The 22,401-nt window shown below is 47.6% G+C and carries 14 protein-coding genes; 6 read left to right on the top strand and 8 right to left on the bottom strand.

What is annotated here, in order from left to right; genetic code table 11:
- Positions 1 to 2: 2 nt before the first annotated feature.
- From FSB84_RS14575 to FSB84_RS14610, 8 genes are all read right to left on the bottom strand, one after another.
- Positions 3 to 2,903: a Gldg family protein gene (locus FSB84_RS14575; protein WP_130538677.1), complete on the bottom strand. Its 2,901-nt coding sequence runs from the start codon at positions 2,901 to 2,903 to the stop codon at positions 3 to 5.
- Between the two features lie 10 nt (positions 2,904 to 2,913).
- On the bottom strand, positions 2,914 to 3,849 hold the full coding sequence (locus FSB84_RS14580) for an ABC transporter ATP-binding protein (protein ID WP_130538678.1): 936 nt from the start codon (positions 3,847 to 3,849) through the stop codon (positions 2,914 to 2,916).
- A gap of 42 nt (positions 3,850 to 3,891) precedes the next feature.
- On the bottom strand, positions 3,892 to 5,391 hold the full coding sequence (locus FSB84_RS14585) for a PKD-like family lipoprotein (protein ID WP_130538679.1): 1,500 nt from the start codon (positions 5,389 to 5,391) through the stop codon (positions 3,892 to 3,894).
- Between the two features lie 39 nt (positions 5,392 to 5,430).
- Positions 5,431 to 6,246, bottom strand: coding sequence for a DUF4843 domain-containing protein (locus tag FSB84_RS14590; protein ID WP_130538680.1), 816 nt, complete (start codon positions 6,244 to 6,246; stop codon positions 5,431 to 5,433).
- 26 nt (positions 6,247 to 6,272) lie between these two features.
- On the bottom strand, positions 6,273 to 7,697 hold the full coding sequence (locus FSB84_RS14595; RefSeq protein ID WP_158643905.1) for a RagB/SusD family nutrient uptake outer membrane protein: 1,425 nt from the start codon (positions 7,695 to 7,697) through the stop codon (positions 6,273 to 6,275).
- A 16-nt stretch (positions 7,698 to 7,713) separates the two neighbouring features.
- Entirely contained in the window at positions 7,714 to 11,100 is a 3,387-nt protein-coding gene (locus FSB84_RS14600; protein WP_158643906.1) for a SusC/RagA family TonB-linked outer membrane protein, read from the bottom strand.
- A 301-nt stretch (positions 11,101 to 11,401) separates the two neighbouring features.
- On the bottom strand, positions 11,402 to 12,598 hold the full coding sequence (locus tag FSB84_RS14605) for a FecR family protein (RefSeq protein WP_130538683.1): 1,197 nt from the start codon (positions 12,596 to 12,598) through the stop codon (positions 11,402 to 11,404).
- A gap of 71 nt (positions 12,599 to 12,669) precedes the next feature.
- On the bottom strand, positions 12,670 to 13,263 hold the full coding sequence (locus FSB84_RS14610) for an RNA polymerase sigma factor (protein WP_130538684.1): 594 nt from the start codon (positions 13,261 to 13,263) through the stop codon (positions 12,670 to 12,672).
- Positions 13,264 to 13,717: 454 nt separating this feature from the next.
- Between FSB84_RS14610 and FSB84_RS14615 the strand changes: the two genes are divergently transcribed.
- From FSB84_RS14615 to FSB84_RS14635, 6 genes are all read left to right on the top strand, one after another.
- Positions 13,718 to 14,968 (top strand): PepSY-associated TM helix domain-containing protein, encoded by a 1,251-nt coding sequence (locus FSB84_RS14615; protein ID WP_130538685.1) that lies wholly within the window; start codon positions 13,718 to 13,720, stop codon positions 14,966 to 14,968.
- An 84-nt stretch (positions 14,969 to 15,052) separates the two neighbouring features.
- Positions 15,053 to 16,525: a TonB-dependent receptor plug domain-containing protein gene (locus FSB84_RS14620; RefSeq protein ID WP_225980074.1), complete on the top strand. Its 1,473-nt coding sequence runs from the start codon at positions 15,053 to 15,055 to the stop codon at positions 16,523 to 16,525.
- Positions 16,453 to 17,211 carry a TonB-dependent receptor gene (locus tag FSB84_RS31065; RefSeq protein WP_262713810.1) on the top strand — a complete coding sequence of 253 codons (759 nt, stop codon included), beginning with the start codon at positions 16,453 to 16,455 and terminating at the stop codon, positions 17,209 to 17,211. Before FSB84_RS14620 ends, FSB84_RS31065 begins: the two co-directional genes overlap by 73 nt.
- Before the next feature lie 29 nt (positions 17,212 to 17,240).
- On the top strand, positions 17,241 to 18,482 hold the full coding sequence (locus tag FSB84_RS14625) for a DUF4374 domain-containing protein (RefSeq protein ID WP_130538687.1): 1,242 nt from the start codon (positions 17,241 to 17,243) through the stop codon (positions 18,480 to 18,482).
- Positions 18,483 to 18,686: 204 nt separating this feature from the next.
- On the top strand, positions 18,687 to 21,209 hold the full coding sequence (locus FSB84_RS14630) for a S9 family peptidase (protein WP_130538688.1): 2,523 nt from the start codon (positions 18,687 to 18,689) through the stop codon (positions 21,207 to 21,209).
- 166 nt (positions 21,210 to 21,375) lie between these two features.
- Positions 21,376 to 22,392 (top strand): GntR family transcriptional regulator, encoded by a 1,017-nt coding sequence (locus tag FSB84_RS14635; protein ID WP_130538689.1) that lies wholly within the window; start codon positions 21,376 to 21,378, stop codon positions 22,390 to 22,392.
- The last annotated feature ends 9 nt before the right edge of the window (positions 22,393 to 22,401 follow it).

Consider the following 22,401-nt stretch of genomic DNA (forward strand, 5'->3'; position numbering starts at 1 on the left):
TTTTATTTCCTTTTTCGGCGGATAAGGAGGATAGCGGCAAATGCGATCAGGGCAGCGGGCAATCCCCAGAGGAAGGTCAGCTTGAGGGCGCTCACCTGGTCTGTAGTAACATTTACACTTTTATCGTTCCTTTCAGGGCGCCAGGTGTCGATCGGGAATTCACCATAGGCAAGAAAACTGAACATGGTAGTGCCGAATACGAAATTGGATTGCGAGAAATTTCCATTTTTCAGGAAATCGGCATCACCTGTCACTACGATGCGTTGTTCTTTTCCATTCACCTTACGGGTCAGGCTTAGGGCAGTGGGGAGAGGGCCTTTCACATCGCCGTCCTGCGGAGCAAAGGTGATGGTGCCGGAAAGGTCACGTCTTCTGCCACGCGGCCCTTCGCTCACGGCTGCGGCGGTATTGGAAGACGCAACAGGTTGGGGGGAGGTCTTCACCTGGGTTACCTGTGGTTTCTCTGGTTGTGCCTGCAATTTAGTTTGCAGTGTTTTTGATTGCTCCATCGATTTTGCCCTGATCTTTTGCATGAGTTCGCCAACAGATTTCTGTTTTTCTTCCGGTGTTCCTGAACCGGTCATGATGCCATTGATCAGCGTATGAACAGAGTCCCTTGTCTTTTTTTGTGCCGGGCTAATCGGGTTCTCTTTTTCCAGTTTCGCCATCACTTCAATCATCTTCTTTTGTTTCTCTTCGTCTGTGCCTGCACCATTTTTTATGCCGTCCATCACAGTTTTGATGGAATCAACTTTCTTTTTTCTTTCTGCCATTGTATTGGCATCAGTAGCTCCGGTAGTAGCTTTTTGCTGTGTGGTAGTGGATTTGGGAGCAGCGGGCTTTGCTGTTGTTCTTTTTGCCGGACCGGTTGTAACAGGTTCTTCTTCATCAGGGCCACCCAGGCCGCCCATGCTGATCATCATTACGCCACCGGATGCGCTGGTCATGGTTTCGGGATCGAGGTCTTTCACCCTGTTCCAGGAGAATTTCGGATCGCTCATCAACAAAGGATGAATATCGAAATTGCCGGTGTTGACGTAACGAAGCGCGGAAACGCCTGTCATGCTTACTTTAGCAGTCAGTGTGTCTTTTTGCATCTTATCGAGGTATTTTGATAAGCTGGCTGCAAATGGCGTGAGGTCCGGCCTTACCTGGTTGGGTTGATAATCTTTATCTTCCTGCACTATTTGTCCATCCAACAATTCCACTCCCATTTCTTTCAGTAATGGTTGCAACGGAGAATCTTTGACTGGCTCTGCGGCAATAAGCAGGTTGCCGCCTCTGTCAAGATATTGTTTCAGGTGTGTAAGTGTTGCTTCAGTAAAATCCTGTTTGGGATCGGCGATCACCAGGATCGCCACATCGGTGGGTACTTCCTGTGTTTCCAGCGTCAGCGTGTCCACATCAAATCCCTGGTTGAGCAATGAATTGCGGAAGGGCTTGGAACTGGCCATTTTCATGTACTCCCTGTCGGATTTTCTGAGGATGCTTCTTTCCATATTACCGGTGAGGAAGGCCACTTTGGGCAGCTTCGCCATTTGCAGGCGTTTGAAGGCGGCGGCCACTTCAGTTTCGCCGGGCCAAACAAATTGATCGTCGTAGATGCGGAGGAATGTGGTCCTGTCCTTGTATTTCAGCTGCATCACAAATCGGTTGAGCTCAGGTCTGAGATCGATGATCTTCCGGATCTCTTCCGGTGTTTTGATATTCTTCATTTTCAGTCCCTGCACTTTTGCCTGTTGCTCGGCGATCTCTTTGATACTCTTCCCTTCGTAACCTGACATCATGTATTGATTATCCAGCGTGCTGTCGTAATAAGTGATGGTCTTGTTTATTTTTATATTATGACCTTTCTTGAATCGCTGGTAATGTTCCCAGGTGCTGAGCAAAACATTGTGAAAGCTTTCCTGTCCCATCTGTGCAGCTGATCCCAATAGGTTGTTGTACACTGTCACTTCCAGTGGATCTTCCCCGAGGTCTTCAATGATCTTCTGAACGTTTGGACGAACGGTATTGACCTTGATGCTGGTGGCATCATAGTATCCGATCAGGGAAGGGAGTGAGCTGATATAGCCCACAAAGAGCCCGATGGCCACTACACCAATATATCTGCCAGCTTTCACCAGCGCTGGTTTGGATTCCATGCCAGACCTGATCTTCAGGATGCTCAGTCCAATAAAGATGTAGATGATCACGATGAAGTAGATCACATCTTTGGTGGTCAGCAATCCGCGCAGCATTTTTTCAGTACGCCCGGAAATGGAAAGGAAATAGGTGATATCACGAACGAATTCGATATTCTGCCATACCGATCCGATATAACCGAGTACGCCGATCATCACGAAGGTGCAAACAGCCGCTACGATCTGGTAAGTGGTGAGGCAACTCATGAACAATCCGATGGCGGAATATGCGCAGAGCAGAAGATAGAAACCTACCAGGCTGGTCAGGAGCATGCCTTTGTCTACATCCTGCACATGGAACATGCCGAGGATCACAAAGATCGCTACAATGGCCACCATCAGCAGGCTGTAGAGCATCATGGCAAAATATTTTCCGAGAATGATATCCCTCACTTTGATGGGAGAGGAATACAATAAGCGGATGGTACCGCTGGAAGTTTCGCGACTGATCAATCCCATGGTGAGGAGGGGAATGAACAAATACAGGTTTTGCATGATGCTGTTGAAGATGCCGCCTCTTCCAACAAATACACGGTTCATGAGGTTGCTGATGAACCTCATCCTGATACCACCCATTTCCTGCTGGGTGGCTATCTGTTCGATGCTGTTGAAATAGACGATGCCGCACTGCACCAGGAATACAACCAGGACGAACCAGGCAATAGGGGAGTAGAACAGAGTTCTTAACTCCGTTCCTGCCACTCTTTTTATCGTTTTCATCAGTTAATTTTTAGTTATTCAGAGAAGTTTGATTGGATAATTGTTTGAAGATCTCATCGAGGGCGCTTTTATCGAGACTGATCTCCTGCAGCCTCCAGCCTTTCTGTACGCTGGCTGCAACGAGTGTTTCAGTGATCTCGCGTTCGCCGGTGAAATGCACGCGTACCTGTCTTTCTGTTACGAATTCCACTTTTGTTACGCCGGCTACCTGGGCGAGCTCTGATTCTGAAGGAGGATTTTCGAGATGCATCAGCAGGCTGTGTGGTTCCACATAATTGTTGAAGGCATCCATGCTGTCTGAGAAAACGATCCTGCCGCTTTCGATCATCTTGATCTCTTTGCAAAGGATCTGCACTTCAGTGAGAATATGTGAAGAGAAGATCACCGCGCGGTCTGTGGCGATCTCTTTGATCAGTGCGCGAACTTCCGTGATCTGGTTGGGGTCGAGACCATTGGTAGGTTCATCGAGTACAACCAGCGCTGGTTTGTGTACGATAGCCTGTGCAATGCCCACGCGTTGACGGTAACCTCCGGAGAGGTTCCGGATGAGACGGTTGCTGAAGTGGTCAACACCACAGCGTTCTTTGGCTTCCCTGATGGCGGGTCTCATTTTGTCTTTCGGCATCAGTCGCAATCCTGCACAATAGGTGAGGTATTCATCCACGGTGAGGTCCATGTACAGTGGCGGGTTCTGCGGCAGGAATCCGATCTGTTTTTTTGCCAGCTCGGGTTGTTCTCGCAGGTTGATGCCATTGATGTATACATTTCCTTCTGTTTGATTGAGTGAACCGCAGAGGATGTTCATGGTGGTAGACTTGCCGGCGCCATTGGAGCCAAGCAGGCCTACGATGCCTTTGGAGCCAATCTCCATGTTGATATCGCGGATAGCCCAGGAACTGGTATACCGGTGCGACAGTTTTTCAATTTTTACGATCGGGTTGTCCATTTTTTCTGAATGATGTTGTAAAGAATTTGGTTGACTATACTTTTATCTTTCGCGGTAGCTGACGCTTACGATATTTCCGAAGCCTGTCCATTTTTTTTGAAGTACCAGCGCTTCGTTGGCGTCTGGCACTGAGTATTGTTCAATTGTGCCATTACTGCCCTCCGGGGCGCCGGGATCAGAGTATCCCAGTGTGAGCCAGCGCTGCCACTGGCCATAGGTGCCGGGGCTCCTGTTGGGGGAGAACTGCTGGAAAGCAAGATGTGTTATTGGTGATGCCCCTTTGTCCAGCATCAGTTTGCTGGTTTCTGTGTAGAGATCATACTCATACACTTTACCGCCAACGCTATAGAAGAGATATTCAGGAATTGAACCAATAGCAAATTTTGTGGCCTGCCCGATAGCTGTTCCGTTTATCCGTTTTGAATAAACAGGCAGTGCGCCGGGGATGAATTTGGTGAGGTAGAAATTCGGGCCTGCTACATCTCTGGTTATCGCATAGGCATAACCGGAAGGTGTTTTTTCCATCCAGACCAGGTCTCTTCCTGAGGGGTAATCCAGTTGTCCGGCTTCAGTAGCAACAGGGGCGGGTACAGCGGTGAAACCACTGAGGTTACTGAGCATATTGAATTTGCGTGCATCGATATCGTACATCATGAGGTATTGTGATCCGGTAGACACCACCCAGGGGGCTGCCCTGAATGGCGCTTGCCCTTCGAGTTTGTTCACCGGCAGGCTGTACATTTCAACGCCAGCCCCTCTCAAATAAATATTATGATTGGAGTACAGGTAAAGATTCACATAATATAAGGACGGATCTGCGATCAGGTTGTCTGCCTTGAAATCCTGTGGAATATCACCCACACATTCATAACGGATATTATAGGTGGGGCGATAATCGAATGATTCCGGGTGGACCCTGTTGGTGCCATCTTCGGTGAGAAGGTAGATGCCGTATGTGGAGTCTGACCAGTTGAATGCATTGGTAACGCGGCTTGCCAAAACCTTGATGGGTTTGCCCTGCGGAGGAAGGTTGGAGTTCCTGTGCTCAAGTACATCTGTGATCTGCGTGAAGCTGCCGTTGGTAGCGTCGTAGGAGATCATGTCGAGCCTCGACTTCCCATTTACATCATTCAATACCAGGTAGCCTTCATATACGGTGGTCTTCACCAATACGTTCGTTCTTACATGAAAGAGCCTGCCATTTGAATTGTCGGTAACCCTGAACTGGAGTGAATAAGGGCCTGGAATTTCATCGATCTTTATTTTGAGATCCTTTTCTTTTGAAAGGATCCTGTCTCCTTTCATCCGGTCGAAGAAGCTCCATTCATAAGTATAGTCCTGCGGTTCACCAGGCATACTGCTGATCAGTTGGGGGGAGATCTTCAAGCTGTCTCCGAGGAAAACCGAATATCCTGTAGCTGTATCTATTTGCGCGAATGTGACTTCATTGATTTCCCGGTAACTGTAATTGCCTTTGTCTTTGTAGCAGGAACTGGATCCTGCCAATGTTCCGGCTATTATGCAGATCAATAATTTCTTCATGTTAATAATCTTTAATCATGTGAATCAAGGAAGGTTGGGTCAGTAATATCTGTCTGCCATTTTCATCGGCGTAATGCCGTCTTCGTCCAGAATTGTATTTCCTGCGGCAGCCTGGTCTTTGAGATACCTGGCCATAAAGCCGGCGTAATAAGTGATCTCGGATCTTTCCTGTGGTGTTTCTGCCTGTTTTGACCAGAGGGAAAGCGGCATACCGGTCACCTGGTTCATCAGTCTCACTTTCTTTTCACTGAAGGTGCCGAAGTGCCAGATATAGTATGTATCCCAATACGGACCTGCAGCCAGCATATCCGCCATTCTCAGTTTGAAAGTGGTGGTCCATATGGTATCCTGGTCTCGGATATTGGTTTGGCTGTTCCCTTGTCTGGGCCTGAATTTGAATTGGGTCTTGAACTGATCGTTCTCGCGTAGTGTGAGCATCAGCGTGAGCATGCTGGTTTTCAATTCCGGCGTTCTGTTCACTTTGATGCGGATAGTGTCCTCAATTTTGCCGGCCCTGATCAGAAAGCTTTCCGGCAGTTCATAGTTCAGGCCGGACTTTGCTGTGGAGGAGGGATCGATGGTCAGGTTGAAGCTGCGGTCATGGTCACTGGCCACACCAGTTACACCGATCGGTATGTTCAGGATGGAATCCTGTACAGAAGCATCACTGAAAGAGAAAGTGAGATCGATGCTATCGATATAGTATCCGAGGTTATTGTTGGCAGGATCAACACCCACCAGGTAATTGAAGTAGATATTATCAGCTGATTTATATTTCATCAGGGCTTCCTTCTTGCAGGAGCTTGCTATCAACAGCGGGATGCCAGCGAGGAATGCATAGATTACTTGTTTCATTTTTTCACTTTTTACGTTAGCGATGGTTACCGCGTTGTTGTTTCTGAAAGTGGTAACGGTACTGTATATACGGGATCAACGGTGGCCCAGGGATAAGGCGAGGCACCACTGGGAACTCCGGTGGCATTGATCCTTTTGTAATAGAAGAAGAGCTGTCCTTCTCCCCAGAACTCTTTCTGGTATTCCTTCCTGAGCTCAATATCCATGCTGCTGATCGTTTCCAGATTGGCCAGGCCCCTGTTGCGTCTTTCTGTGTTCAGGTAGGCCAGGGCTTTTACGGGATCGGATTCAGTTTCAGCCAGGATCAGGTACAGTTCCGATTTGCGGATCAGCGGTTGTACAAATTCCCGGTGCTGGCGTTGTGGCAGTGGTGCGTATTTGTAAAAAGTATGGTATGCTTTTCCATTTCCCGTGCGCCAGGTTTGTACAAAACGATAATCCTGTAACAATCCTTCGAACACTTCCGTTAACCGGGTGGGGTCCGGCGCCATGATGGTATTATCGGATAGTGCAGGATTGAAATACCTGTCGTAGTTGATGTAAAGGAATGGATTGTGAGCGCCGAAAATGATCTCGGGAGAAAATATCCTGTCGGGGTTAGTGGCATTGAACACGGCATCGGTGCTGGTCCAGGGGAACCATTTTTCTCCATCGGTTATTACAGACAATGCTGTGGTATGAGCCTCTGTTGTTTTTCCCTGCCAGAGATATGCGCGTGCCATCAATGATCTGACGGCATAATAGTTCAATCGCTGGTTCCGGGCTGCCGAATAGAAGTCGTTACTATAATTCACTCCCTGGGTCACCACAGGATCATTAGCCAGCAGACCTGCCGCTTCTGTAAGGTCCGCCATCACTTTGTCCATCACCTGGCTACCGGGTAGCAGCGGTTGCATTTTCCCATCTGCTACTGAGTAATATGGAATGGTGCTGTTGCCACTGCCACTTGAATAAACAGGGCCAAACAATCTCAGCATATCAAAGTGAAGCAGTGCGCGGATGGCGAGGGCTTCTCCTTTGAGGAGTTTTCCGTTGGGTTCTGAAATCACCCTGCCGGCAATTGAGTTGTCGATCTTTGAAAGGAAAACATTGGTGGCAAGTATTGTGGCATATGCTTTCCGCCAGATGGTATCGAACAGGTGCTGGACAGGCTCTGAATTATAATCGTAATAAACCAAACCTGAGAGGTTTCTCATACCCTGCATATCGTAGGTTGGTTTGTAGCGCTGGGCCAGCATTTCAATCATGGTGGAGCTCAGATAAGACCCATAGAGCTGTGTGGAACCAAGGTCGAGGTACAGGCCGTTGAATGCCTGCTGAAGGGCTGCTTCGTTGTTGTATACCTGGGTTTCCGTGTAGGAAGTTTCGGGTTGTACATCGAGATATTTGTTACAACTGCCCAGTAGTAGCAAACCGCTCAATAATATGATGATGGGACATCTGTTATTCATAAACTTCATGTTTGAATTAGAATGAAAGGTTGATTGAAAGGGAAGCTGTCCTCGCAAAAGGATACTCCAGTCCTCTCTCCGTGAGAACGCTTTCTATGCGGAAGATGTCGTTCAGGATAAAATTGGCGCCAATGGTTTGCAGGTGCAGTCTTCTCACCCAGGGAGCGCTTGTTCTCCATCCGAGATTGATGGATTCTCCGATGAGGTGATTGTCTTTCTGCACATAACGTGAGCTCATCGGACTGGCGTTGAATGCATGCACGGTAGTGAATTCGGCTACATCGCCGGGCTTTTGCCACCTGTTGTAGAGCGCGCGCTTGTCGAGATTGGGACGAACGATCACCAGCGCAAAGCTGCTGATATCGCCGCCTGTATTTTCCACTTTATTATAGAGTGCACTGTTGAATACATATCCGCCGATCCGGTAACGGGCGCTGATACCGAGCGTAAAATCCCTGTACGCAAAAGTATTGGTGATCACTCCTTCCAGTTTCGGGCGCAGATTGCCAATACGAACGATATCCGCTGGATCATAAACATAGGTAATGGTCCCATCCTGTTTCCGGAAGAGCTCCCTTCCTGTGGCAGGATCGATACCCAGTGATTCAACAGCCCAGAGATCATCCGGACTATAACCATCATAATACCTGCTCAGGCCATTGCTTTCCTGTTCTTCCTTGTTGAGTGCAGACAGTCTGTTGGAAAAACCATTGTACTCGCTCTTGTTTTGTGTGGCAGTGATAGCGATGGTCCAGATGATACGTTTCTCCAGTTGATAGATAGGAGAGTAGCGCAGGTTCAGGTTCCATCCGGATGTGTTGAGATTGCCTACGTTGATCACATAACTATTGTTCACAGCCACCGATGATGGCACAGTTCCTTCAGCAGGAACAGATAAAGGATCGGTGAGCTTGGTGAAATATTCGATAGAGCCTCCCAGGCGGTTGTTGAGTAAGGAGAATTCCAGTCCATAACTTCCATTCAGGGTTTTTGACCATTCCAGGTCAGGGCTGCCGAGCGATAATAACGCCAGTCCCTGACCGAAGTAATTGCTGCTGGTGGATTGGTATGCGTAGGTGGATACAGAGGTGAAATTACCCAGGTTCTGGTTGCCAGAGTAGCCAATATTGCCTCTCAGCCGGAGGCTGTTGATCCAGGAAATATTCCGGAAGAAATCTTCACGATTGATATTCCAGGATGCGCCGGCTGAGTAGAAAGGCTTGTACCTTTTGTTGCTGCCGAATGCACTGGCGCCGCTGAGCGTATAAACGAGATCGATACCGTAACGGTTGTTGTACATATAATTGATGCTGGAGGCAACGCCTGCACCGCGGCTGGTGACCCTGCTTGACGTGGGCCTGGATGCAGGCGCATATCCATAAGCGTAAGAGGGATTGCCGTTGGTGCCATATGGGAACCCAACTGCTGTGAAGCCCAGCATTTCATTGGTAGTGCTTTCGATATTACCACGGATATTGGCGCTGAGCCTGCCTTTCCCGATCATTTGTCCATATGAGATCGCAGCGTAGGCGTTCACTGTTTTTGTTTCCGTTTTAGCGCTGGTATAGCTTCCTTTCTTGTTGGCTTCAACGCCATCGAACATCGTATTGTCTGGTGGTATGAATACTACTGCATCTGAATTGTTCTTACCTGCGGCCAGTCCTGCTTCAAGTTGCAGGGAATTGGTGAGCGTGAAAATCCCCCTTAAGTTATTGGTGAACCCAAACCCTTTGTTCTGATTGATACTATACAGGGACGCATTGTAGAGTGGATTGATCTCCGTGGTATCATAAATGGGATCCAGCAGTCTGTTGACGAATCCGTTCTCATCAGTTTTGCGATAGTAAGGATTAGCGGCAGCAAAGGTTGCGAAGTTCCCATATGGTGATTCAATCCCTTTGGAACCTTGCAGCATCAGGTTCTCCGTAATGTTCAGTCTGCCTTTGCGATAGGAGATCACGAGGTTGCCACCCCAGTTCTCTCTGGAAGAACCTTTCATGGCTCCTTCTTTTTTGGTATAGGTGGCGCCTGCATTGAATACGAGATCGCTGTTGCCTCCATTGAATTGAATGGAATGCCGCTGGCCAAATCCGGTTTGAACCGGTTCATGCAGCCAATAGGTATTCACGCCACGTGCAACATCCGCGGTACGTGCGGCATAGCGCTCTTCGATCCGCCATGCATCGGTACTGGTGCTCAAGGTGGAGTTGGTGAGTTTTTCCCAGCGTAGTTTCTCTTCGGCAGTCATGAGATTGTAGCTGCTCAAATCCGGAAGTTCAGCGCTGAAATCGGCTGAATAGGAAACCTGCATTTTTCCGGGCACGGGACGTTTGGTTTCCACTACCACAACGCCGTTGGCTGCTTTGGAGCCGTAGAGTGCAGTGGAAGCCGCATCTTTAAGGATGGTGATCTTTGCGATGCGGTTCATGTCCAGATCATAGATGGTTTGAAGGGTGGTTTCAAAACCATCGAGAATGAAAAGGGGCTGATTGGGGTCTGCGCTGAACTGGTCGTTCAGATTGGTATTGGTGAGTGTTGTTCTTCCGCGGATCTCGATCGTTGGCATCCTGTTGGGGTTGGAACCTGCCAGGTTGTTCTCCACGATGATGAAAGAAGGATCGAGTGTTTTCAAACTCTGCAGCGCATTCTTTGTGCCAACGGCTCTCAGCTCGGCCCCGGTGAATACGGTGGCTGCGCCGGAGAAACTTTCTTTGTTCCTGGTGAACATCCCGTTGTTGATCACAACTTCCGCCAGTACGGCGCGTACCGGGTGAAGAGCGATGATGAAGATGCCGTTGGGTATTTTCCGGATGGTGCCTGCTCTAAGCGTCAGCGTATTGTTCGGCTCAATATTCATCAGCGTCTTTGCAGATATTTCAATCGTTTGAAAACCGACCGATGAAATCTGCAGGGTGGCATCCTGCTTCACGTCACCCAAATTGAAATTGCCATACTGATCGGCTACCACTGCAAAAGCAGCTCCTTTCACACCGATGGTGGCAGAGACAAGTTTTTCCTGCGTTTCTGCATTGATCACCATACCGGCAAAGGGAAAATAATTGCGTGGCGTCTGGTAGAGTACAATGGGCGGGTTGAAGCTGATACTGGCCGGCTTCTCGGAAAGGATGATGGTGTTGCCTGCGATCTTGTAAGTGAATGGCTGATCTTCCACCACTTTATCCAGCAAAGTGATCACTGTTACATCGCGTACATTGATGGTCACTGGTTTGGAACTGTCCAGGAAAGCAGATTTTCCCCAGACGAGATAGCCTGTTTGTTTTTCGATAGCGGAGAAGATGGCTCTAACGGTCAGGTTCTTTCCACTGAGTGTTACGGTTTGGGATCTTGATGCAGCAGTAACATGCATCAGCGAGATCAGCATCAGAAAGGAGATCATTCTCATAATTCGCAGCATTTGGCCCGGTAACCGGAAAGCTGCAGACCATAATGTCCGGAGAGCGTATTCAGTCCTTAAGTTGCGTGAGATCAACTGAACATGCACAGGGGAGCCGGCTGCAGCCAGATCACTCCGGCTACAATAAGCAGTTTTTTGCATAAATTGCAATGTTTGGTTTAGAAAATGGTATCAGTCTATTCGATCAACCAGACAAATTCTGCCGGGAGTGTTCCAACCACTTCCGGTTTTTTGTTGGATGACCGTGTCATTTCATTTTCACGGCTATAACTTCGTTGATATATTACTGTTAGGGCATGATCACCAGCTTCCTGTTTTCCATCCGGAAGTGGAGACCAAAACCTTTCAGGGCAGCAAGTACTGTTGAGAGATCGAGCTTTCTGCTCATTTTGCCGAAGAAGTGAACATCGGGCACATTGCCTTCATATACTACTTCTATATCGTACCATCTTACCAGTTGACGCATCATTTCTTTCAGGTCTGTTCCTTCGAAATTGAAGAGCCCGTTCTTCCAGGCCATCACTTTACTGAGGTCAGGATTTTTGACCAGTTCGAACTGATCATCCTTCAACTGCGCCTGTTGCCCGGGTTGCAACAACAGCTTGTCTGATGTTGTTACTGAATTCGCACCTGAAACGCGAATGCGTCCGTTCAGCAGGGTGGTACTGATCTGTGGTTCGTCTGCATAGGCATTCACATTGAAACTGGTGCCCAGCACTTCCACTTCGGCCTTGTTGTTTATATTGATGAGGAAAGGTTTGCTTTTGTTGACGGCCACTTCAAAATAAGCTTCACCCTGTATTTCAACCCGGCGTTCTTTCTCCGCGAATGCAACAGGATAACGGATGGAACTGGCTGCATTGAGCCATACCCTGGTGCCATCAGGTAATTGCAGCCTGAACTGACGACCCTTGGGGGTACTCATGGAATTGTAAGAAGGATTGTTGGAGGATTGCCCTTTTCCATAATTCAATTCACCATTTTGTAATACTACTTCCACGCCGCTTTGGTTAGACACAAAACCATTCACGATACTGTCCAGCAAAATGGTGGTTCCATCTGCCAGCGTAAGGATGGCTCCTTCCTGCCCGGGGCCGATAGGAGTTGTGGCCACGATTGGTGCAGATGCCGTTGTTTCCCTGGAATTGATGCTCCATAACCAGGCGCCGGCGCCCAATAGCACAGCAACAGAAGCGGCTACCAGCCAGCGTTTTCGGATACTTCGCACAGGAACTGACTCCGGTATTGCTGCCAATGTTGGTCTGCCTGCCAGTACTTTTTCATAGAGGATCTCCCAATTGGGATCCTGAGCTTTCGACTGCTGGGATGTCTGCTGTTCCAGCAGCTGCGTTACCAATGCATCGAAAGGAGCTGCATTGCTGGTATTGGCCATCCATTCGGTCAGTTCGGCCAGCTCTGCTTCCGTAGCGGTGCGTTGGGAATAGCGGGTCAACAATTGTACTATGCGGTCCTGCGGTGTTTCCATAATCTGTCTATAGGTAAATGCAAAAGGAGAAAAGATGTACTATGAAAAAAGGAAAATATTTTCCTGGGACCTTATTTCAAGAAAAGGAAGGAAAACAATACCACAGGATGGATACCTGGGTGATGCTCCCTGAGTACGCGCATCCCTTCCGCCAGCAGGTTCCTGACGGTATTGGGAGAAATGCCCAATTGTTCTGCAGCTTCCTTCCTGCTCAGACCTTCCTGGCGGACCAGTTTGAATACTTTCAACTGTGCTGGCGTGAGGTGTTTGAGTGACTCTTCGATCAGGGCCAGCTGCGCTTCCTGCCTGAGCTTGTTGTTCAGACCTTCATCAGAGCCCTGCTGCTCATAATATTGTATGATCGATCCCTGAACCCTGCGCTGGTTGGCCACATATCTGTAATAACCGAACAATACGTTCTGGAATATTTTGTAGAGATAACCTTTCGGAAATTGAAGATCGCGGAGGTATTCCCGCTTTTCCCAGATGCGGATGAAAGTTTCCTGCACTACTTCTTCCGATACATCCCGGGAGCCTGTCAACTGGAGGCAGGTATGGAAAAATGGACCGCGGTATTGCTCAAAGAGTTGACCGAACGCCTGTTCGTCTCCTTCCGCAACCCGCAATAGCAGCTCAGCTTCCTCGTATGGTAGTTGTGTGGACAATGCTTACTAATAAAAGCCTGAACGTAAAAATATCGAAAAATGATACGTCACCGGCAGCCGGAGTGAAATTGTACAATCGAAAAAGGAACAGCCAGTCACCGGAAAAGATTTTCGCTGCACCGTTAAAGACAGACCTTAATGGATCAGAAGAATGAAATACGGGAAACTGGTCCAATGAGAGAAATATATAACAGGAATCAGCAGCCGAAAAGTCAGCAACCATGTTTATTGTTTTTTGTCACAAAACCGTCAGGAATAATTGTTGGAACAATATACCAGTCAGGCACATGTGTAATGCTCACATTTCTTCTTCTTATTTCTGATCTCGCAATGCATTGTTTCCGATCTCGCAACGCTGCGGTGACGCGAAGGACTAATTTCGCAGCATCAAAAACAGACCATGCAGGTTACACAACGCCAATTGTGGTTTTTGATATTACAATCTGTTCGAATTATGATCAAAGCCAAAACTCCGCTTAAGGCTAAAAAAAGCAACAGGAGTATTTTCTATCGTGTATCTGCCTGGTTGCACCTATGGCTGGGCCTTATCACCGGACTGATAATGCTGGTGGTTTGTCTCACTGCCTGCATCTGGGTTTTCAATGATGAGATCACTGCCCTGATGGAGCCCGAAACAAAGGTGGCCAAACAATCAGCTCCCGTGATCCCTCCCTCCGAACTGATCCGCATCGCAGACTCGATAGTTCCCGGCAAGAAACCGAATTACGCCACTTATCAACAGGGGCGAGCCATTTATCTCGCACTCGGTGAAGGGCGCAGAGGCAATACCGTATTACGCGTGAACCCTTATTCCGGGCAAGTGATCAGTGTAAAAGAAAAGAAAGCAGGCGAAACGGATTTCTTCCGCTTTATTTTGAACGGACATCGGTTTCTCTGGCTGCCCTATGAAATAGGAAGGCCCATCGTCAATTATGGCACGCTCCTCTTCGTTATATTACTTATTACAGGAATGGTACTGTGGTGGCCGAGAAAATGGACCAAAGCCACGCGCGACCAAAGCTTCAAAGTAAAGTGGAAAGCCAGTTTCAAAAGAGTGAACTACGACCTGCATAATGTTTTCGGATTCTACTCCCTGCTCTTCCTGCTCGCCATTGCGCTTACCGGGATGGTGTATGGCATCAAATGGTACAGCAATGGATTGTACTGGGTTACTTCAGGAGCACAATCGCTCCCTGAATTCAAAAGGGTGAAATCGGATTCACTGCAGGCCGGTAAATTCTTTACCCCGCAGGAAGTGATGAATAATTGCTGGAACCAGGTGAGCAACCAGCATCCAGAAGCGGAAGGATTCTATTATGCATTTGCCGATACTTCAAAGGCAACATCCGCCATCAATATCACCATCTATCCAACGGCGGGTAAATATTACAATAACAGGAGTTTTGTGTTCGACCAGCACACGGGAAAACAACTGAAAGGAAACCCCGTGTATGAAACACCGTATGAAGAGGCGGCTTTCGGCGCCAAACTGCGCAGGATGAATTATGATATCCATGTTGGTTCAATCCTGGGATTTCCGGGAAAGATCATGGCCTTCTTTGCTGCATTGATCGGCGCCAGCCTGCCGGTGACGGGCTTCCTCGTATGGTGGGGAAAAAGGAAAAAGAAGAATTCGAAAAACGCGAAAACGAATAAAGTAAACAAAACACTGATCCAGCCGCAGGTAGTGACGGCTGACATATAAAAAAAAAGCGAGCCGCACAGCGCCAACTGTACGGCTCATCCACCTTGCGGTGGAGCTTTTTAAATCTGTTCAATTTATCAAGCAATGCAATTTAGAAAAATTTTGCTTCAGTCATCTTTTTGCCTGACCGCAATCCCTGCATTTTCACAGGACCAGGATTCCACCAAAGCAAAAGCGCTCGAAAAGGTAACGGTGGTGGGCCGTTCAGCCACTCAGTTGGTGAACCGCCAGGCTTACAACGTTACAGCCATCGATGCAAAAAAACTGTACAATTCCACGCTCGATCTGGCGCATGCATTGGATCGTGTGTCTGGTGTAAGGGTCAGGGAAACCGGTGGTGTAGGCTCTTCCATCAATTTTGCCATCAACGGATTTTCGGGTAACCAGGTCCGTTTCTTCCTGGATGGTATTCCCATGGACAATTTCGGTTCCTCTTTTCAGCTCAATAATATTCCCATCAATTTTGCGGAAAGGGTGGAAGTATACAAAGGCGTTGTACCTATCTGGCTGGGATCGGATGCACTCGGCGGCGCCGTGAACATCGTTACAGGCAGCAAACACAGGAACTATGTGGATGTTTCCTATTCCTATGGCTCCTTCAATACACATCGCAGCGCCATCAATGCCGCCTTCACTTCCCAAAAAGGATTCACAGTTCAGGTGAATGCCTTCCAGAATTATTCCGACAATAATTATAAGGTAACCCTGGATGTTTCGGATATCCATACGGGTAAGTACTCACCCAATACCACAGTACGGAGATTCCATGATACATATCATAATGAAACCCTGATCACCAATATCGGTTTCGTTGATAAGCCCTGGGCAGATAAACTTCTGCTGGGCATCAGTCTGGGTAAGAATTACAGGGAAATGCAAACCGGAGCCCGCATGGTATCTGTGTTCGGTGCCTGGCATAGAAGAGGGAATATGGTGATGCCCACTTTGAAATACCAGAAGAAAAACCTCTTTGTAAAAGGACTGGACCTTACATTCAATGCAAACTATAATCTGGGCAAGGAACAGAATATCGATACGGCTTTCAGAAGATACGACTGGTACGGCAATTATAAACAATACGAAGGCCAGGGAAGTGAAAGGAGCCGCACCATGTACAAATATGGGAACAATACAGGCCTGGCTACAGCCACTTTCAATTACCGGATCAACGATCATCAATCGGTGTCGCTCAACAATGTGTTCACCACTTTCAGCCGGGAAGGCAGCGATGAATTGTATCCGGATGAGAAAAGATATGAGATCCCACAAAAGTCCATCAAGAATATCCTGGGGCTCGGCTACAAATATGAGGTCACCGATAAATGGAGCGCTACCGTGTTCGGTAAATATTTGATGCAGGAAGCCAAAACGGATATCTCTTACAATCCCACCGGAAACTGGGGGATGTGGCTTACAGGAAACTCAGGAATACTGTCAACAATTTCGGATACGGCGTTGCAGGCAGTTACTTTATTCACCCGGAACTGCAACTCAAATTCTCCTATGAGAAGAGCAACCGTTTACCGGAGAACGAAGAAATGTTCGGGGACGAAGTGAACCAGCAAAGCAATTTCAGTCTCAGGCCAGAGATCAGCGATAACCTGAATCTTGGCGCCAGCTACGGATTCAATATCAAAAAAGATCACCGCTTCCTGGTGTCAGGTTCTGCCATCTACCGTTTTGCGCGGGATTTTATCTATTTCCTCTACAATGCCAACCAGGCCAAACTTACAACAGACAACCTGGATGGCGTGTCAAATATTGGTGGTGAAGCAGAGCTTCGCTATTCCTATAAATCATTCATTACAGGTGGTGTCAACCTGACCTACCAGCATATCGTGAACCTGCAAAAGCTCGATCCAAAAACTGGCGCACCCAGTGTTGTATACAAAGACGTGATGCCTAATCTTCCATACTTATATGGTAACGCAGATGCCAGCATCTTTTTCAGGAATCTTGTGGGTAAGGATGATCAGCTCAGTTTCGGTTACAACCTGCTCTATGTAAATACCTTCTGGCTCTACTGGCCAAGCCAGGGCGGAAGAACGGCTACCGATGAAAAAAGACAGGTTCCCCGGCAGATCTCCCACGATGTGAATATTGTGTATGCCATGAAGAGCGGGCGCTACAATATTGCCCTGGAATGCAGGAATATCAACGATGCGCAACTATACGACAATTTCAGCCTCCAAAAGCCCAGCCGGAGCTTCAATATCAAATTCAGATACTTCTACGCCAAATAAATATTCACCAATCAATAATTCATTGAATAATGAGAAAGTACAACCAGTATTTTTCTGCGCTTTCCCTTGCAGCTATTTTGTTTGCTTCCTGTGATAAGGATGATAACAACAATCCTGAACCCGTTGATCCGACAGTTGAAAGCAAGTATATCGTAGCCGTTACGCCGGCTGCCCTTACTAACGTAGCCGATTACCTGCTTACTGCAGATAACCTCGATGCCGGAACCATCTCCACTACCGGAAATGGCGTGGAGCAGGACGGAACTTATCGTTACTACGTAACACACAATGGAAAATTCTTCAGCATGCTCTACGGACAGGGCAATCCCGGCGCTGTAACAGCTTATGATCTCGCAACAGGAAAACTGAACAAGCTCACCAATTTCCAGACGGAAACTGTACAGGCTTTTGCGCCTGCTGACAAAGATATCCTGATGTTCAAAATACCACGCAGCCAGACAGGCGGTAACAATGCTCTCTGGTATCGTGTGAGCACAGAGAAACTGGAAATCGTTGGGGAAGGTCAGACAGATATCGTGTCCATGGCCAGCAATGGCGAACGCGCCCATTTCACCTGGCTGAAACAGGTAGGTAACAAAGTGTATGCTCCTTACATGAGCATCAAAGGATGCTGCAGTGATAACTTTGGTACAGCCTATCCTGACAGTGCCTGGATCGCCGTATTCTCTTATCCTTCCATGACACTGGAGAAAGTGATCAAAGACAACAGGACCAGCTTTATCGGCCGTTACTTCACAGACGGACTGGAAGTGGTGGAGAACGGTGATGTATATGCGTTCAGCTCGGGTGTTGCCACCAATGTTGGTGTATATACGTCTACCAAACATTCTGCCATCACCCGCCTGAAATCAGGCATTACAGAATTCGATCAGACCTATCTGTTCGATATCGAGACTGCATCCGGCGGATGGTACCTCACCAATAAACTGTATGTAGGCAATAATACTTTCATCCTCAGCATGGCTAAGGACAAGGGCGCTTATGCCATTGGTAATCGTTTCGCCATTGTGAACGTGGTGGATAAAACCTTCAAATGGGTGGAAGGAACGCCTGATCCTAAAGACATCGCAGATGTTACCACAACCAATTTTGCGCCGATGGATAACAAAACAGGTTATATAGGTATCTCCCTCAACGATGGCAAGAGTGCTGTGTACAAGTTCGACGCCAGCACCGCCACTGCGGTAAAAGGGTTGAACGTAGAAGGTGGAGGCATCACGGCTATACAGAAATTGTCAAAGAGTAAATAAGAATTGAACTTTGCAGTATCACCTATACATGAGGCCGCCCTGGAAACGGGGCGGCATTTTGTTTTTTGCGGATATCCGTTGCGGTCATTTTGCTGTCTGCATTACGTAAAAGGCGTTATAAGTGGATAGCCGGTGGGAGGTTCTTTGTTTTTCAACGTCTCAATGAACGAACTTCACACACTTTAAAAAATCGCCCCAATAAGCATGAGAGTTATTTACACCATGATGCTGATGCTGGCTGTTGTTGCAGCATCTGCACAAATGACCCCGGTAACGAAAGCCAATTACCAGCAGGCCGCCAGGTTTGCGCCCCGCAAGCTCAGCAAGCTTATTTTCAGCACTACAGTGGATCCGCACTGGCTGAAAAAAAGCGACAGGTTCTGGTATGTATATGAAACCACCGACGGAAAGAAATGGTACATCGTTGATCCTGCAAAAGGAGAAAAGAGAACGATGTTCGATAATGCCATCATGGCTGCAAAGCTGACCCGCATTGTGAAAGACCCTTTCGATGCACAGCACCTGAATATCGACAGCCTTCGTTTTGTTCGTGATGAGAACTGGATACAGTTTGAAGTTAAAAGCACGGAAGAAATAGTGAAAAAAGATACATCCGCTGCTACCAAAGGAAAAGGGAATGCTGCTGGCACACCACCGGCCCGCGAACGAAAAATATTTTATTTTGAGTACAATCTGAATTCGGGTGAGCTCATTGAGCTGCCCGATTTCAAAAAGCCCAAACGCAAACCTTCCTGGGCCAATATTTCTCCCGATGGCAATATCATCCTCTTCGGCAGGGACTATAACCTGTACTGGATGGACAAAGCCAATTATGAAAAAGCGCTGCTGAAAGAAGACGACAGTACAATAGTTGAACATGCCATTACAACAGATGGCGTTGAATACTACAGCTATCATGGCAGCGGCAGTTTCGGGAATAATGAAACCAATGTGGAGAAGGAAACCAATAAGAAAAAAAGGAAAAGTGTTGGTGCGAGATGGTCGCCGGACAGTAAGCACTTCACATTGTTGCGAACAGACAGCCGCAAAGTGAAAGACCTGTGGGTGATCAATGCAGTTGCTGAACCACGCCCCACGCTGGAAACCTACAAGTACATGATGGCTGGTGAAAAAGATGCGCCGGTTGATCATCTTTATTTATTCGATGCCGTGGCAAAAACAGGAAAGGAAATGCAGGTATCGCTTTTCAAAGACCAGAACCTGAATGTATGGACTGCGGAAGAATTGGCGAAAGAGCGCGATGACGACTGGCGTCCTTCCAAATGGCTGGGCAATGATCAGCAATTCTATTTCACCCGCACCGGCCGCGATCTGAAAAAAGTGGATGTATGTAAAGTGGACATCAATACAGGAACTGTAAAAGTATTGATCGAAGAACGATTCAATACCTATATTGAAATACGCAGGCTGGGACTGGTAAATGCCGGCAAAGAGCTTATTCACTGGAGTGAGCGCGATGGCTGGGCGCATTTCTATCTCTATGATGAAAATGGAAATCTGAAGAACCAGATCACATCAGGCACCTGGCATGCAGAGAATATTCTTGGAATAGATGAAGCCAAACGCGTGCTCTATTTCTCAGCCAATGGCAGGGAGCCCAATGAGGATCCATATTATCTTCATGCCTATCGCGTGAACTTCGATGGCTCTGGTTTGAAACTGCTGAACCCCGGTGAGTTTGAGCATGCCATGAGTATCAACGATAACAATACATTCTTTGTTGACAACTATTCACGCGTGAACACAGTTCCCAGGTCTGCGCTTTATGCAGCAGATGGACGTAAAGTGATGGAACTGGAAACGGCCGATCTTTCCTCACTGATGGCTACCGGTTTCAAATTCCCGCAGCCTTTCAAAGTAAAAGCCGATGATGGCATCACAGATATTTATGGTGTGATGTACAAACCGATGGATTTCGATTCCACCAAAAAATATCCTGTGATCCAGTACGTGTATCCCGGTCCGCAAACAGAAGCGGTGAACAAAGCTTTCGGGCGTTCCATGGATCGCACAGACAGGTTAGCGAATCTCGGTTTTATCGTGATCACGATGGGCAACCGCGGTGGACACCCGGCACGCAGCAAATGGTATCATAACTATGGTTACGGCAATCTCCGTGATTATGGTCTTGCCGATAAAAAAGCAGCCGCCGAACAGCTCGCTGACCGTTATCCCTGGTTCGATGTGAACCGCGTGGGCATTCATGGCCACTCCGGTGGTGGCTTCATGAGCACTGCTGCCATGCTGGTATATCCCGACTTCTTCAAAGTGGCCGTGTCTTCCGCCGGCAACCACGATAATACCATTTACAATCGCTGGTGGAGTGAGCAACATCATGGCGTGAAAGAAGTGATCGGAGAGAAGGACACTACTTTCGTGTACAATATCGAAAAGAACCAGGACCTGGTGAAGAACCTCAAAGGCCATCTCATGCTGTCTCATGGTGATATCGACAACAACGTACACCCTGCCAATACCATGCGTGTGGTCAACGCACTGATCAAGGCCAATAAAAGATTTGACCTGGTGATATTGCCCGGTCAGCGTCATGGGTTCGGTGATATGACTGAATATTTCTTCTGGAAAATGGCGGATTATTTTACGCTGCATCTCATGGGCGATACAACGGAAAGACCAGTGGATATTGAAGAGATCAACAGGGAGACAGAACAGGCAGGACAGAAAGGCGGCAGAAGAATGCAATAACAAAAATAGAATTCCATAAAAGTGAACAGCCTGCTGAGTAAGACAGCAGGCTGTTTTTGATATAGCCGTGTTGTATCCTTTTTTTCTAAAATGTTTTTGGAATCATCAAAAGGTTGAATACATTTACACAGTAGGATAGAATAGTACAGTTAAAAGATTGTTTGCTATGCAGAATATTTATGAGCAGGTCCGGGAGCTGGAAAACATCCAGGGCCTGTCAAAGCACGAACAACTGGTACAGGGTATCATCAACGCCATCAACGATAAACTGATCCAACGCGGAGACATGCTGCCTTCCGTGAACAATTTCATAAAAGAGCTGGGATTCGCCCGCGAAACCATTGCCAAGGGTTACAAGGAACTGGTGAGCAGGGGCATCGTTGAAAGTAAGAACCGTATTGGTTTTTACGTGGCCCGCGAGAATACGGAGAATAACCTTCGAATTGCACTCATCATCTTCGCATTCGACAGTTTCCAGGAAGTGTTCTACAAAACATTTCGCGACAACCTGGGCGAACCTGCCCATATCGATATCTTTTTCCATCACAACAATATCGATGTGCTGGAAAGTATAGTAGCAAGTGTAAAAGGGAAATATGGCATGTACGTGGTGGCGCCCATTCCGCACAAGCGCACCGCCGGTATTCTCAGCACACTTCCGATGAACAAATTCCTGATGATCGACCGTTACCAGAAGCTGGAAGAAGAGTTCAGCTATGTGGTGCAGGAATTCGAAAAATCTTCCTATGCCGCTTTTGCCGAGCTGGCTCCCGCCATCAGGCGTTTCAAAGGCATGATCCATTACCATCGCCCTGCATCGGATACGCCGATCGAGATACTGGACGCGTACAAGAAATTTGTGAAGAATTTCAAGATCAACAGCGTGATCCGAACAGAATATATTCCCGGCTCCATCGAGAAAGGATATGTGTATTTCACTATCAACAATGCAGAGCTCTGGCAGATGCTGAAAGACGCCAAGGCAAAGGGTTTCAGGCTGGGAAAGGATGTAGGCATCCTCAGTCATAACGATGAGGTGGTGAAAGAGATCATCTTTGATGGTATCACCACCTACTCAACAGATTTTTCCATTATGGCGGAAAAGGCTGCTTCGTTTGTGCTGCACCGTGAAAAAGTGCAGGAAGTGATTCCGACCGTTCTCCTGAGAAGGGGATCCTTATGATTGCTTTAT

It is taken from the genome of Pseudobacter ginsenosidimutans (genome assembly GCF_007970185.1).
Lineage (GTDB): Bacteria > Bacteroidota > Bacteroidia > Chitinophagales > Chitinophagaceae > Pseudobacter > Pseudobacter ginsenosidimutans.